The sequence below is a fragment of the Ahrensia sp. 13_GOM-1096m genome (assembly GCF_000620605.1).
GTDB classification, from domain to species: Bacteria; Pseudomonadota; Alphaproteobacteria; order Rhizobiales; family Rhizobiaceae; genus Ahrensia; species Ahrensia kielensis.
This window is the reverse complement of the sequence record NZ_JIAX01000006.1, coordinates 196,233-210,998: the sequence shown is the minus strand read 5'-3', so window position 1 is coordinate 210,998 and position 14,766 is coordinate 196,233. Positions and strand designations below refer to the sequence as shown.

At 47.6% G+C, this 14,766-nt stretch carries 9 protein-coding genes; 5 read left to right on the top strand and 4 right to left on the bottom strand.

What is annotated here, in order from left to right; translation table 11 throughout:
• The first annotated feature begins 60 nt into the window (after window positions 1-60).
• Window positions 61-1,767 carry a sulfotransferase family protein gene (locus tag N530_RS0101355; protein WP_026479218.1) on the top strand — a complete coding sequence of 569 codons (1,707 nt, stop codon included), beginning with the start codon at window positions 61-63 and terminating at the stop codon, window positions 1,765-1,767.
• Here N530_RS0101355 and N530_RS0101350 read toward each other — a convergent pair.
• Both N530_RS0101350 and N530_RS0101345 read right to left on the bottom strand, forming a co-directional pair.
• A complete protein-coding gene (locus tag N530_RS0101350) occupies window positions 1,751-3,964 on the bottom strand; it encodes a transglycosylase domain-containing protein (RefSeq protein WP_026479217.1) in 2,214 nt (737 codons plus the stop codon). The two genes, N530_RS0101355 and N530_RS0101350, sit on opposite strands and share 17 nt — an antisense overlap.
• Window positions 3,965-4,091: 127 nt before the next feature.
• Window positions 4,092-5,474 (bottom strand): M20/M25/M40 family metallo-hydrolase, encoded by a 1,383-nt coding sequence (locus tag N530_RS0101345; protein WP_026479216.1) that lies wholly within the window; start codon window positions 5,472-5,474, stop codon window positions 4,092-4,094.
• Between the two features lie 467 nt (window positions 5,475-5,941).
• On the opposite strand from N530_RS0101345, the gene N530_RS17220 reads away from it, so the two are divergent.
• Window positions 5,942-9,328, top strand: coding sequence for an SIS domain-containing protein (locus tag N530_RS17220; RefSeq protein WP_051540688.1), 3,387 nt, complete (start codon window positions 5,942-5,944; stop codon window positions 9,326-9,328).
• A gap of 37 nt (window positions 9,329-9,365) precedes the next feature.
• Here the strand turns inward: N530_RS17220 and N530_RS0101335 are convergent, their stop codons facing one another.
• The gene (locus tag N530_RS0101335) at window positions 9,366-11,582 is read right to left on the bottom strand and encodes an AGE family epimerase/isomerase (RefSeq protein WP_026479215.1); all 2,217 of its coding nucleotides are present in this window, start codon (window positions 11,580-11,582) and stop codon (window positions 9,366-9,368) included.
• A 396-nt stretch (window positions 11,583-11,978) separates the two neighbouring features.
• Here N530_RS0101335 and N530_RS17215 point away from each other — a divergent pair, with 396 nt between their 5' ends.
• The 3 genes from N530_RS17215 (at window position 11,979) to N530_RS17210 (ending at window position 13,786) form a co-directional block, all read left to right on the top strand.
• Window positions 11,979-12,464: a pilus assembly protein N-terminal domain-containing protein gene (locus tag N530_RS17215; RefSeq protein WP_081773861.1), complete on the top strand. Its 486-nt coding sequence runs from the start codon at window positions 11,979-11,981 to the stop codon at window positions 12,462-12,464.
• Window positions 12,465-12,598: 134 nt separating this feature from the next.
• The gene (locus N530_RS0101320) at window positions 12,599-13,147 is read left to right on the top strand and encodes a TadE/TadG family type IV pilus assembly protein (RefSeq protein WP_026479214.1); all 549 of its coding nucleotides are present in this window, start codon (window positions 12,599-12,601) and stop codon (window positions 13,145-13,147) included.
• A gap of 24 nt (window positions 13,148-13,171) precedes the next feature.
• Entirely contained in the window at window positions 13,172-13,786 is a 615-nt protein-coding gene (locus N530_RS17210) for a TadE/TadG family type IV pilus assembly protein (RefSeq protein WP_051540687.1), read from the top strand.
• A gap of 24 nt (window positions 13,787-13,810) precedes the next feature.
• Here N530_RS17210 and N530_RS0101310 read toward each other — a convergent pair whose 3' ends face one another.
• On the bottom strand, window positions 13,811-14,740 hold the full coding sequence (locus N530_RS0101310) for a phosphate/phosphite/phosphonate ABC transporter substrate-binding protein (protein WP_081773860.1): 930 nt from the start codon (window positions 14,738-14,740) through the stop codon (window positions 13,811-13,813).
• Window positions 14,741-14,766 lie beyond the last annotated feature (26 nt).

Genomic DNA, 14,766 nt, shown 5'->3' with positions numbered 1-14,766 from the left:
TTAAACACCTACGGACAAGGTTATTTTTTTAGAACGGTTATAAATGACCGGAGTGCAGCAGTGACCTTTGTGGAAAGTTCTTTTAAAAAAGCCAAGGCTTTGACCAAAGCAGGCAAGTTTGCCGAAGCACGTGCAGTATATGCTGCTGTTATGCAGAAGTACCCTAATAATCAGCGTGCACGCGAAGGTTTCCGCTCGGTAGAAGGTCCGTTTATCGGCCAAAAGCGCGGCCTTACTGCCGATGAAAAAAACACTATATTTAAAGCCATCAATGAACGCCGGTTTAACGATGCACACGCACTCGTTCAAAAGTGCATTCAGAGTGCCGGTCCGAGTGTATTCATCTACAATATTCTGGGCGTAATTTTTGATCGTACAGGAGATCAAAAACGTGCCGCAGCGCATTATGAAATCGCTATAAAATTACGTCCTGACGATCCCGAGATATTGGGCAATTATGGTCAATGCCTTCGCGTGGCAGGGCAGTATGATCTTGCAAAGGAAATACTTGAACGCGCACTCACTTATGATCCCAACTCTGCTCAAGCACACAATAACCTTGGCAATGTGCTGCGTGAAATGGGAGAAACTGAGCGTGCAATTGAGTGTTTTAAGAAAACGGCAGAATTAACCCCAAAAGCTCCGCAGCCCCTTTCCAATATCGCGAATGTATTGCGTGAGATTGGGGACAAGCCTGCGGCGAAACAATATTATAAAGCTGCACTCAAAGTCGCGCCTCATTCTGGTGAAATTTTACGCAGTTTGGCAATGCTCAACCCGTCAAAGCATGAAGATCCGCTTTTTGCGGACTTGGAAGCTGCGCTCGAACACCACGCTGATAATGCTCATGAACAAATGCATATTCGCTTTGCTCTCGCCAAAGCAAAAGATGATATCAACGATTATGATGCTGCGTTCGAAGAATTCAAAGCAGCAAACGACATTGGTTTAGAGCAGTCTCTTTATTCAAAAGAACGCCACGACAAAGCATTTGCAGATATTAAGCAAAGCTTCGATAAAGTTACGGTTTTAAGCGACGCTGAGACCGAGACTTTACCATCTCGTCCAATCTTTATTTTAGGCATGCCGCGTTCTGGCACATCGCTTGTCGAACAGATTATATCGAGCCATTCGAATGTATATGGTGGCGGTGAACTCCCTCACCTTGCCCATGCAACCGCACCAGTTTTCACCTCTTTGACAAATGGCGAGTACCCAGAAACTGAAACTTGGCAGCAAGTACGTAACTCTTTTTTCCAGCGACTAGATAAGGAGTTGGAACAGCCTGTTTTCACAGACAAAATGCCTATGAATTTTCGTTTCATCGGCTTTATTTTGAGCGCGATACCTGAAGCCAAAATCATCCATACGAAACGTGATGCTATGGCCGTGTGCTGGTCTATCTATCGCCACCTCTTTCCATCAAAGGGCATTGATTACCAATGGTCATTGGACGCACTTGGGCATTATTATAATCATTATGTTGACTTGATGGATTTTTGGGAAAAGAAATTCCCAGATCAGATCTACACTGTAGACTATGAAAAACTAACGGAAGATCAGGAAGCAGAAACCCTCAAACTCATCCAAGCTTGCGACCTAGAATGGCAAGACAATTGTCTCAATTTTCATGAGAATGATCGATCAGTCCGCACAGCAAGTACCCATCAAGTGCGAAAACGCATGTACCAAGCCAGTTCAAAGGCGTGGCTGAATTATGAAGCCAAGCTGGAGCCGCTTAAAGAGGCGCTCAGCGCCCCAATATAATATCAACGAGAGAGCGCGATTTACCGTTGCTTGTGCCATTTTCGCCCACGCCGACTTTTGGTCGCGGATTGGAAGCTGTTACGCTGTTGTCCAGAACCTCTTGCTCTAAACTCGCGGCACTGCTGTTACCAACAGGTGCCGTTGGGCGCTGAACCAGCAAATCATTAGGACGTTGCTGCGGTACAATTGATATCGGTTGATAGCCTGGCAAATCTGAAACTGGTACACCTTCATGCGCTTTGACCATGAATGAATGCCATGCTTTTACTGGTAGCCCACCACCTGTAATGCCCTTCATTGGTGCGCCATCATCATTGCCGAACCACACGCCAGTTGTCAGATTGCGTGTGTAACCAATAAACCATGCATCGCGATTGCTTTGGCTTGTGCCAGTTTTGCCCGCAGCTGGATGATCGAATTTCGCACCGCGCGCTGTGCCCTTTTCAACGGTTTGTGACATCATGGCATTCATCATGCCTGCAACATCAGCGGAAATTACACGCGCTGACTGGGGAATATGTTCATATAAAACTTTGCTATCCATCGTCGTGATACGCTGAACCATGTGCGGCTTTGCGCGGTAACCGCCTGTTGCAAATGGCGTATATGCGCTTGTTAGTTCAAGCAGCGTGACCTCAGAAGTTCCCAAAGACAGCGAAGCGTTGGCCTCTAACTTCGATGTAATGCCCATACGGTGCGCCGTTTTGGCAACATTACCAGCACCATTTTCCATGATTAACTGAGCCGCAACCGAATTTAACGACTTAGACAGGGCCGTCGTTAGCGTGACCTCGCCATAATATTTTCCATTATAATTTTCTGGCGTCCACTTGCCGATCTTAATCGGCGCATCATTACGGATCGAATTGGGTGTCATGCCATTTTCAAGCGCAGCCAAAAATACAAATGGCTTAAAGCTGGACCCTGGCTGCCTTTTCGCTTCCGATGCACGGTCAAACTGTGAGTTGGCATAATCATAGCCGCCAATCATCGCGCGCACGGCACCTGTTCCATCAATCGAAACAAGCGCGCCTTGGCTGACTTTTGATTCCTCACCATTTTGCGCAATCAACTCACGGATGGCCTCTTCGCCAAATTTTTGCAGCGACAGATCCACCGTTGTATCAACAATGACGTCTTGCTTGATTTCGCCAACAAGAGCCTGCACCTGATCCATGACATGGTCAGCAACATAGTTTTCAGACCCCGTCCAATAGGCCGCAGCCTTGGTGGTTGGACCAGAAAGCGCAGCGGTCATTTCAGAGTCAGAAACCATGCCTTGCGCGCGCATCGCGCTGAGCACTACTTGCGCTCGTTCTTCGGCAGCTTGCGGGTTTTTAGCAGGAGACAATCGAGAAGGTGCTTTCACAAGACCAGCAAGAAGGGCTGCCTCTGGAAGAGATACATCGCGCGCTGTTTTGCTAAAATAACGACGACTTGCAGCTTCCACACCGTAGGAACCAGAGCCAAAATAAACACGGTTGAGATACATTTCCAAAATCTGGCTTTTGGAGTATTTTTGCTCCAACCATAGCGCCAGCACTAGCTCTTGGACTTTTCTGCCCATTGTACGTTCAGGTGATAGGAAAAGGTTTTTAGCAAGCTGCTGGGTTATCGTAGAGCCGCCCTGCACCAAACGGCCGGACATGACATTGCGCATCATCGCGCGGCCAAAGCCAATATGGTCAAATCCAAAGTGTGAGTAATAACGGCGGTCTTCGATCGCGATAATGGCCTGAGGAATATAAGGCGACATATCGTGCAGCCCAACGGCTGCACCGCCAGTTGTGCCGCGATTGGCAACCAGTTTTCCGTTTACAGAAACGATTTTAACATTTGGTGGGCGATCTGGGATTTCCCATGTCGAAGCAGATGGCATCTGCGCGCCATAATACGCAAAAATACCGGCAACGCCGATTCCGCCCCAAATGCACAAAATGAATGACCAATAAAACAGCCCGCCAATGAGCCCCCGCCCACGGTTTTGTTTTTTGCTTTTGGAAGTCCTCTTGTTGCTTCTGCGCTGAGGGCCAGATTTTGCCGGTGCTTTGCGTGCCGTCGTTTTCTTTGCACGCTTTTTAGGTGGCGGTGCCGCGCGATCATCTTCCGTCACAGCGAAATCTGCCGCCGCTTTTTTTGAAGGGCGGTCGGCAAAACGTGGCTCGACACGTTGCTTCGGTTTTTTTCGAAATATCATCAGGCCAGATTCACCGTACTCAACACATAATCGGTATTTGTGTGACTATAGAATATGGCGTTTAAGGGGTCGTTAACGGCAAGTTGATGCAACCTGCCGTATTTTAACGATCTATAAGCGAGCTATTTTAGGCAAGTGCCGCCAAGATACGTGCCCATGAACGCTGACCTTTATGGAACGACTTCAAGTTGTATTTCTCATTGGGCGAGTGAATACGGTCATCGGATTGTGCAAAACCTACAAGAAGCGAATCCATACCCAGCAAAGATTGGAAATCGCCAACAACCGGTATTGAGCCGCCCATGCCAATCATCACCGCTGGATTTGGCCATTCATCAGACAAAACCTCTTTGGCTTTGTTCAGCAATTCAGAATCATACGGCAACTGAATACCTGGCGATGCACCGTGTTCTTCAAATTCCACCGAGCAATCTTCTGGCACACGGTCTTGAACAAATTTGCGGAAGCTTTTGCGAATGGCATGCGGGTCTTGATCTCCAACGAGACGGAAAGAGACTTTTGCAGATGCTTCGGCGGCGATAACTGTTTTAAAGCCTTCGCCTGTGTAACCACCTGTTATACCGTTTACCTCTGCTGTCGGACGCGCCCAAGTTAGCTCCAATACGGAGCGGCCTTCTTCGCCAGATGGCTTAGATAGGCCAATTGCCCCTAAAAAGCTCTCATCTGTGCGACCAAGCGTTTTCCAGCTTTCCAGAATTTGCGTTGGTGTTTCTTCAACACCATCATAAAAACCATCGACTGTGACACGACCTTTATCATCATGCAGGTCAGCCAAAATCCTTGTTAGAATATGAATAGGGTTTGCAGCGGCACCGCCAAAATAACCCGAATGAAGGTCGCGGTCCGCAGCCTTGATCGTGATTTCTTCTCCAAGCAGTCCGCGCAAGCCAGCAGAAATCGCAGGTGTATCAACATCCCACATATTCGTGTCGCAAACCAAAGCATAATCAGACTTCAGCTCCTCGGCGTTCTCCTTCAAAAACGGCACAAGTGAAGGCGAGCCGCTTTCTTCTTCGCCCTCAAATAAGATTGTGACGCGGCAAGGCAAAGAACCTTCAACGGCTTTGAACGCGCGGCATGCTTCCACAAAGGTCATTAGCTGGCCTTTATCATCGGACGACCCACGCCCCGTGATAACTTTTTGTCCATCAAGTTCTTTGATTTTCGGCTCAAACGGCGCATCGGTCCATAGATTTAATGGGTCAACCGGTTGAACGTCATAATGTCCGTAAAACAACACATGCGGAGCATCCGGCGAAGGCCCATCATGATGAGCAACCACCATTGGATGGCCTGGAGTGTCACGTACACTTGCATCAAAACCAATGGATTTGAGGTCTTCGACCAACCATTCGGCCGCCTTACGGCAGTCTTGAGCAAAAGCAGGGTCCGTTGAAATGGATTTAATCCGCAACAGTTCAAACAGATGCGTGACGCTGGCATCTAGTTGAGCATCGAGATGTTCTAGAACTGAATTTGGTGCGGACATGAGGGGCTCCATTTAGCTGACTATTATCTTCAGCATACATGGGCCGGACATTGAGATTTGTCAAAGTCAGAAAGCTACGGCTCAATAAAGAAAAGCCACCATGCAAAGATATGCACGATGGCAGTATTATTAATGTTTTGGAATGACAGAAATGGGGTGGGCGTCATCCAATCTGCGTTCGATATTGGGGAGATATCGATCCAGATTCGACCTTTAGGGCCGCTATATTGATAGAAAAGCGCCTAAAAATGGCAGAATAAGGGCGTTTAAGCATAATTCCAGCTATTGACCGCTCTATCTTCTTTACTTTTTTCCTGCATCAAAAATACATTATTGTAATATCAAGTGATGAGCTTCACTCAGATTTCAATTGAGAGGTTTGTCAGCTACATATTTATAGCTATAAGCACCACTGTAACGAGTTATCATTTACACTCATCAACTCTTAGTCATAAGGCGCTACTTAAATGTGCGGAATTGCCGGCTTTATTAGCAATGAATTTTCTACAGAAACTGCTGATCTCAAGTGGTTACTCGACCTTACTCAAAACGGCAAAGCTTTGCCAGATGGTGTTGATGCCGCAGGCGGCCTGTCTGCCATCGTTACAATTTTGGAACAACGCTTTAGCGATCTAATGTCGATTGCAACGCTGCGCGCAGTCGCACTTAACGCGGATATTGAAGATAGTGTTCGTACATTATCCGAAATATTGTCCACCCATGAGAAAGCGCTGACGGCATTATCACAAGCTGGCCGCACCGACCTTGATCCACTCATTGAGAGCCTTCGCGATTATGGTTGGCAGCTTCATGCAGAATTGGCAGATCATGCAAAAGCGGCTGAAAAATTAGTGTCAAAAGCAGAACTGCAATCCAGCACGGCTCTACACGTTGCCATTGCCGCCGAATATGTGTTGCGCTCTATAGACCGGCTTGAAGTGCGCGGACGCGATTCAGCAGGCATTGCGATCCAAATTGACGTTGATGAAAATAGTGTCTCATCAATGAGCGCTGATTTGAAAACGAACTTTGATAAGCGGCGCAAAGACACGCATGCCGGAGACATGTCTATTTATCAGGAAGTTCGCAATGATGGCGGCATCAGCCTGACTTTTGTTTACAAGACAGCAAATCTTGTCGGACGTCTTGGTGATAATGGCGCCGCCCTTCGTGCATCCATTGCCGGTGATGCCGTTTTCTGGTCAATCGCCGCCAATGCCAAGAGCGCCAGCATATTGTCACACACACGATGGGCTTCGCATGGTGTTATTTCTGTCGCCAATTGCCACCCGCATAACCCTTCTTTGACGAGCGATTTGCAAGATAGCACCGACACCCAACTTGGTGCGATGTACGCACTTAATGGTGATGTCGACAATCACATGGAGCTGCTGGAAGAGTTTGTTACGAAACGCGATCTGGCCGTTGATACAGCGATTACGACGGATGCAAAAATCATTCCGATCACTGACCGCGTATCCGCCAATATGGGCAATGACCGTTTGGAACAATTCCGTGCGGCCACGCGCAGGCTTGATGGGTCTGTCGCGATAGGCTGTATCGATCCCTTCCACCCAAGCACTGTGTTTCTGGCACAAAAGGGTTCTGGCCAAGGATTGCACGCTGCCCGACTGAATGATGGCTGGATATTTGCATCGGAGGTTTACGGCCTGTGCAACGCAGCGCTGACAAGTTACAATCTTGCACGATCTGTTGCTGGTGGCTCGGTTATTAAGCTCGTCGGCGGCAGCGACACTATCGATATGCGCACGGTTTCCGATGGCAAGTCGGTCGAAGTAAAGTCTGAAAGCAACCAGATTTTCGCACGCGACATTTATCGCGGCGCATATGACCACTTCCTTGAAAAAGAAATCAATGACGGTCCTTCAAGTGTCGCAAAAACTTTGCGTGGCCGTTACCGCCGCGAAGGCTCTTTTGTAGCCTTCAATGATTTACCGACAGATATCTGGCAAGCACTTCGCGAGAACCTAAAAGGCGGCCTTTCTCGCGTTTATGTTATTGGTCAGGGTACTGCTGGTGTTGCAGCTGTGGGCATTGGCCATTTGATCGAAAAGGCTCTTGGACGCGATGCGCGTCGCAAGGTTCCGGTTATGGCAATCCGCTCATCTGAACTATCGGCTGATATTGAAGCTTATAATTTTGACCGCGCCTTGGTGATTGCCGTTTCTCAATCGGGCACCACGACCGATACAAACCGTGCAGTCGATCTTGCCAGAGAACGAGGCGCATTTGTTCATGCGATTGTAAACCGTCGCAATTCCGATCTGGTGCGCAAAGCAGATTCTGCTTTGTTTACGTCTGATGGCCGCGATGTGGAAATGTCTGTTGCCTCCACAAAGGCGTTTTACAGTCAGATCACTGCCGGTAAATTGACAGCCATGTTCTTGGCCGATCAATTGCAAACAATGACGGATGTAGAACTTGCCTATGAAATTGGCGAGTTAGAAAAACTGCCCGCCCATGTTGCTTCTGTTCTGGCCAATGAGGCACATATTGCTGAATGCGCCCAAAGCCTTGCACCTTATGCGCGCTATTGGGCGGTTACCGGCTCTGGTGTAAACCACGTTGCCGCGCTCGAAATTCGCATTAAATTATCTGAGCTTTGCTACAAATCCATTCCTGTCGACTACACAGAAGATAAAAAACACATCGACCTTTCAACAGAGCCGTTAACATTGGTTATTGCCAATGACCTACCGGGCGATCTTGTTGGCGACGTTGTGAAAGAAGCTGCGATTTTCAAAGCACATAATGGCCGCCCTATTGTTTTTGCGACCGAAGGTGCTGACGCTGAAGCTTTTGGCGACTATGCCGAACGCGTCATTGCGCTGCCTAAAATTGGTGCTGATCTTGCTTTTGTTTTGGCGACAGTTGCGGGGCACCTATTCGGATTTCATGCGGCCCGCGCGATTGATGTTGGCGCCCAGAAACTAAAACTTATCATGGTTGAGCTTGAGTTTCTCGCCATGGGCGATGCCAATGCTAATGTCGATAAAATCATTGATATGATTGATGCATTTACAGAAGAGGCAATCAAAGGCGCATTCAACTCCGGCCTTGGTGCGAGCCACACGGCGACAATTGCAAATATTGCACGTAAGTTGATGGCAAACAAAGGTGATGAAGCCGCTTTGAAAGCCATTGCAGAAGCTGCAAGCGAACCTATTCGCAAGGCATTTGAAGAAACATCACGGCCAATCGACACAATTCGCCACCAAGCAAAAACCGTGACCGTTGGCACAAGCCGTCCTGAAGACGCGCTGTCTCCAGCGGTACGTGATGCGCTTGGCTCGCTGGCACTGGCAGACAGCCGCTTGTCTTTTGACAACCGTAAGACGCTCGCGTCTGTTTCACGGGTTATTGATAGCGTTAGATGGGTTGCCTTGATGGACCTTACGCAAAAAAATGACGGCATGATCGTAAAGGCACCAAAGGGCGCCGAGTTGCCACAAGCCATAGCTGCTTATCAGGACGGAAAAGCACCAATAGGTGTTGTAGGCGCGGCGCTTGATACACGTAAATTAACATGTGGCTACATCAATAAAGAGGCTGTTGTTGCCGTCCCTGTTACTGGGCTGCACAGCGCAGAAATTGATCATGTTCTCTGTATCGCAGTTGATATGGTTGCGCATGCGAGCCGTGAACAGAAAACAGCCATTATGCATGTATTGGAAACATATCAGCATACGCTGCGCCAATGGGAGCAGACATTCGGCACAGACGCCGAAGCCAATCTTCAACGCCAGATCGCTCGGACAAATCCGGAAACGGTGCTTTTCCACCCGTCAGCGATCGATCCTCTGCTGAGTGATGAAAACAAACAGACCGCTTGATTATTCAAGCGGCCTGATTAAGAGTTTCAGCGTCGCGCTAGCCTTCTATATGCTCAGCGAGCGCACAGAAGACATGATAAAAGGTACTTGACGGCATATCTGGTGCCGTCACTTTTCCCTCGGTGTTGATTGCATCATACCACCCACCGTCAATCGGCCCATTGAGATAGCGCGTAAACAGAACATCGAGCATTTTCTTGCGATGATTTGCGGCTACTGACAGTCCATTTTTCTCAAAAACAATGGCCGCTTTGAGCGCTTCTGTTTGCGGCCAGCACCGCGCATTGTCACTTAAATTGGTTCCATCCGGCTGCATATAATCTGCGACAGCGCCCGTTTTTTCATGATAAGCAAATGCACGGCTTGATGCGTAAATTGCTCGGGCTTTAGCCTCAAGTCGCGGCGTTGATCGATGCGTATTGTAGCGCATCAAAAGCCATGCCCATTCATAGCTGTGCCCAGGCTCGACAGAATTATCAGCTTTTCCCCTCGCCATTAGCGACCAATCATTATTAAACCGCTCTATGACTGATCCAGTTATGCGATCAAAGAAATGTTTCTCAAAGAGTTGAACCATCGTTTGCGCGCGATCCAAAAATCGCTTGTCTTGCGTTGCTTCATACCAGCCAAGCATTGCTTCTAAGAAATGCATATGCGGGTTGGCACGCCGCGGTGTAGAGCCTTTTGAATCTTCGAGATAACCACCATTTACAGTGTCCGCGAGATGCTCATCCATATAGGCCAGCGTTTTGTCTGCCCATTCACGCGCTTCTGGCCAAGCCTTGGCGCGATAAAGCCATGAAAGACCAAGCAAGACGAAGCACTGATCATATGTATCTCGGGAATCATCCAGAACAGATCCGTCAGGATTATATAGATGGATAAAGCCGCCTTCTGGATGCCATCCCGTCTCGATCAAAGTGTCGAGGCAATGGCGTAAAATTTTATCTGAATCGCCCTTCCAGCCGATCAATGAGGCATGAGAAAAACAATAAATTTGCCTTGCGATTACGCGCAAACGCTTATGTGGGTGCGGCGCTGGTTCGCCATCAAATGTCAGCGCTTCATGAACACCGCCGTGCTCATAATCAATTCCTTTTTCAGCCCATAGAGGCAGCGCTTTTTCAAACAACCATTGCTGTATTTCTTTTTTCGGCCAATGGCGTTTGCGCGTATAGGCATAATCAGCCTTGAAAACGGTCGTCACGTCCTTGACGAGATGTGCCATGTCCGTGCGCGCAACGAGGACTTTGTTATCCTCTGCAATGACAGTCAGCCCCTCAACACCGGCTATAGCGACAAGTGCGTCATCAGCTCGGACATAATTATTCTTTGCATCAATGTTGATAACGTCTCCATAAAGAGCATTACCCGCTTCATCTTTATGCGCAGCATCATAAAGCTGGGTCCATGAGCCAAGATCATCCCAGTCAAAACTTGCAGGAACCACGCCGATATTATCGGCTTTTTCCATGATAGCGTAATCCATAGAAAGCTTGGGCGCCGCATTGAAGCTGTCATTATCTAGGAAAATAAACGAGCCATCCGTTTGCGCTAACTCCACAGCTCTTTTTGCTTTGTCCCAAATTTCAGGTTGGAGTTTCTCAAACTCTTCAACCATGCGTCCGGCTCGGAACAAAAACATGCCCGCATTCCATAAAAAATTACCATCAGCCAAGTATTTTTGGGCTGTTTCATAGTCAGGTTTTTCGCGGAATTTCTCCACACGAAAGCCTTCTTCAAATGGCTCGCCTTGCTGAATATACCCATATTGTGTTTCTGGCCGTGATGGCGAAATGCCCAACGTCATGATCGCATCTGTTATTGCTGCGGTACGGGCGGCTTTTGCGATTGTATCGAGGAAAACTTCGTGATTATCGATTCGTGCATCCGATGGTAACACGACAACTAATTGTTCTGGATCTCGGGCTGAAACAAAAGCTGTGACGGCTGCGATGGCAGCTGCGGTATCACGCACAGAAGGCTCAAGCAAAACCTCGCTTGGCTGCGTTTCAAATTCTTTGATTGCCGCATGAAACATTTGCTCAAGCTGTGCGCTGCCAAGCACGATGGGCGGCGCAATCGCAAGGCCCTTATAAATGCCGACAGGAATGCGAGAGGCAGTATTGGTCAGTAGAGAGCGCTCATTAAACAATGCGTGAAACTGCTTGGGCTTTTCGTCCCGCGACATTGGCCAAAGACGTGAACCGGCACCGCCACATAATATAACAGGTGTGATGGAAAGCTCGTTCATAGAATGCTCGAATTGTTAGATGCCAAAACTGTAATTAAATCCGACAATACGACCTAAGCGTAAACTAAACACAAACGACCCGCTCTCGAATGAAGAGCGGGTCGTATTAGATAGCAGTTGCATCAGTTTCGTCTTTAATGGGACGTGTGAATACTCTGCGATTCTTATTCGTTAAATTAAACAGCACACCGTCAGATATTATTTTCTGATCGATTGCAGCCAACCTATCCATTGCCTCTTGCCACCGACTTAACGAACAAGGTTGCTCAAACCTTAATGCCCGTTCCGCGCAAATGTGGTAAACAGTTTGCAAAAAATCAGTCAAAATTTCTATGGTTAATGCTTCCTTCAGCTTTCTGCGCAATTTTAGACATCAGATATGTTTGGAGTTAGGTCATGGTCTCGCGTATTAAACTACTTTGTTTAGCAACATTTATTGCTGGCACGAACGGCATTACGACTGTTCATGCAGCAGATTCTGCCCCTGAAGCTCAGGTCGAAAAACATTCCAACGCTGCTGGAATCAAAGTTGAGTTGAACAATGCAAAAATTATAAAATTATCGCGCGCTGCAACGACCGTTATTGTCGGCAACCCCGAAATTGCAGACGTAACAATACAGGATTCACAAACACTTGTTCTGACGGGCCGCGGCTTTGGCCGAACAAATCTTGTTATTCTCGATGAAGCGGGCACGCCTATCTTGGATGAAAGCATTGCTGTTAGCCGGAACACCGCATCAATCGTACGGGTGTACCGCCGCGCTGAAATTGAAAATCTGTCCTGTGAACCTGAATGCGAAGGCGCGTATCTTACTGAAGCCGAACTTCAAGCAATTGCTGCCACGGCTGAAGCAAACAAAACTGATGATGACGACAAATAAACATTGCTTTAAATTACTAAATTACAGGCACGTATCAATTTGATGCGTGCCTAACATTCTAGCGGTTTGCGCAAGAAGTTTTAAAGGTTTTTCTACTACGCTCTTTTTGATCTGCGTATCGGGAGAAAAACAAAGTGCATAGGTTTGGAAAAATCGGCAAGCTCCGTAGAGCTTTAAGCCGATTTAAGCATAATAAAGATGGCGCAACGGCGATCGAGTTCGGTATTCTCGCTATTCCCTTTATTTTAATTGTTTTTGCCGTTCTCGAAACATCACTGTCATTTACAGCACAGCAAGTTATGGCCAATTCTGTTGACCAAGCAGCGCGCAAAGTACGCACAGGTCAAATTGACCCGAAAACCACAAATAAAGATCAATTCCGGGCAATGATATGCCATGATTTAGAGCTCCTAGTTTCAAGCGGTTGCCCTGAGCTTGAATTCGATTTGAAATCGTACAAGAAATTTTCGGATGTACCGACGACAATTCCGATGGAGAATCCGAAAAAACTAGACACGTCCGGCTTCAGCTATGAACCAGGCGGTGCAGGCACAATCAACCATCTGCGTGTGTTTTACCGCTGGCCTGTCATCACGGACATTATGAAGTCACACCTTTCTGGGTTGGAGAACGGAAAAACGCTCCTATATTCGTCATCCACTTGGCAGAACGAACCCTTTTAATTCCGCGATTTGAGTACATTGAGCATGACAAAAGCATTCAAGCAAAATAGATTCAGCGGCGTTTTAAGCAGATTTCGCAAGGATAAAGGCGGTATTGCTGCGGTTGAATTCGCACTCATCGTCCCGCTTCTTTTAGCGTTGTATCTTGGCACAGTTGAAATCTCGACGGGCATAACGGTCAACAAGCGGGCTGCGCGCGTGGCCAGTACTGTTGCTGACTTGGTTACGCAGCAACAAGAAGTTGACAAAAAGACGCTCGATTCAATGTTAGAAATCGGTGCGGCGATTATGTATCCATATACGGCAGACAAACCGAGAATTACGATTGTTGGCGTTGATGTTCGTGATAAGCACCCCGATGGCGGCGAGATCATCTGGTCACGGCGTTATGATAAAGGTAAATTTGACGGCGGTTTTGGCTCAGGTAAAGGCATAAAGATCGCTGTGCCTGAACGGCTGCGCATAGACGGCACTTTTCTTGTCAAAGTCATTACTGAAATTGAGTATCGCCCGATTGTCACATGGGTACTTGGGTCAAAAACAGATGCGAGCGGTAACACTTACACGGCGCTGGATATGTCCGAAGAATATTGGTTGCGTCCACGTATCGCCGATATCGTCAAATGCACGGATTGCTAAGTTCTATTTACCCAGCCCAGCTGACTACTTTTCTGCTAACGCACGCACCATAGTGCTAACCACATTATAGTCATCTCTCGACACGGTTTGCATACCGCCTGCGAGTTCAGGCGAAACGGCATCATAAGCAAGTGGTGCTTTTTCATTCATCGACAAAAGTGCGCTTGATAATGCATCAACGGCCTCTTTGGGTAGATTATTGCGCACAACATGCGGTCCGTAACGTACAGGTTCAGAGCGCCATAAAATTACTGGCCGCAGCTCACTGTTTTCATCTGCAGTGTTTAAAAATTCATTCTTATATGATTTTTCAGATCCAAGCGTTGTACTTTCCCACGCGAAAAAACCATCGACCTCTCCGTCATGAAAAAGCTTTACCGCTTCTGTTTGGCTCGTCGTTTCAACAATTATAGCGCCGCTATTTTCGAGCGATTTACCTGATGCTTGGAAAAAAGCGTAAGGCAGCATAAAACCAGACAAGGACGCAGGTGGCCCAACAGCAATTCTACGCCCGCTGACATCTGCTAAAGTAGCAATGCGGTTCTGGTCTGTGATAAAAACGGAACGGACCGCATCGCTGCCATTTTCTGCAATAGGAGCAGCAATAGGCAAAACGCATGAGCAAAAAATATCAAGCGTAGCATAGCCTGCAGCAGGCAATATCGCATATTCTATGCGTGAAGACGCCATCGCATCGATTAATGTCGACGCATCGTTGGCCTGAAATATCTCAACAGGCATATTTAATGTGTCTGCAAGCAGCTTTCTGAATTCATCAAACGTGCCGGCACGCAATGCTTCACCTTCAATTGACGAAATACCAACACGGAAAACACCCATGTCACTGCGCCAATCAGCTAAGACGGGGGAGGACGACAACGCCGCTATAACCAAACCTAAAGAAACCGCTTTTGAGAATTTTCTCAGTGACCATGATATTGGGGCTTTAAACATTTGTGGACCGGACCCATTTCAAACCT

Coding starts and splice junctions, on each gene's coding strand:
- N530_RS0101345 (WP_026479216.1), bottom strand. CDS start 5,474: ATGTCCGCACCAAATTCAGTTCTAGAACATCTCGATGCTCAACTAGAT.
- N530_RS0101310 (WP_081773860.1), bottom strand. CDS start 14,740: ATGTTTAAAGCCCCAATATCATGGTCACTGAGAAAATTCTCAAAAGCG.
- N530_RS0101350 (WP_026479217.1), bottom strand. CDS start 3,964: ATGATATTTCGAAAAAAACCGAAGCAACGTGTCGAGCCACGTTTTGCC.
- N530_RS17215 (WP_081773861.1), top strand. CDS start 11,979: ATGGTCTCGCGTATTAAACTACTTTGTTTAGCAACATTTATTGCTGGC.
- N530_RS0101335 (WP_026479215.1), bottom strand. CDS start 11,582: ATGAACGAGCTTTCCATCACACCTGTTATATTATGTGGCGGTGCCGGT.
- N530_RS17210 (WP_051540687.1), top strand. CDS start 13,172: ATGACAAAAGCATTCAAGCAAAATAGATTCAGCGGCGTTTTAAGCAGA.
- N530_RS17220 (WP_051540688.1), top strand. CDS start 5,942: ATGTGCGGAATTGCCGGCTTTATTAGCAATGAATTTTCTACAGAAACT.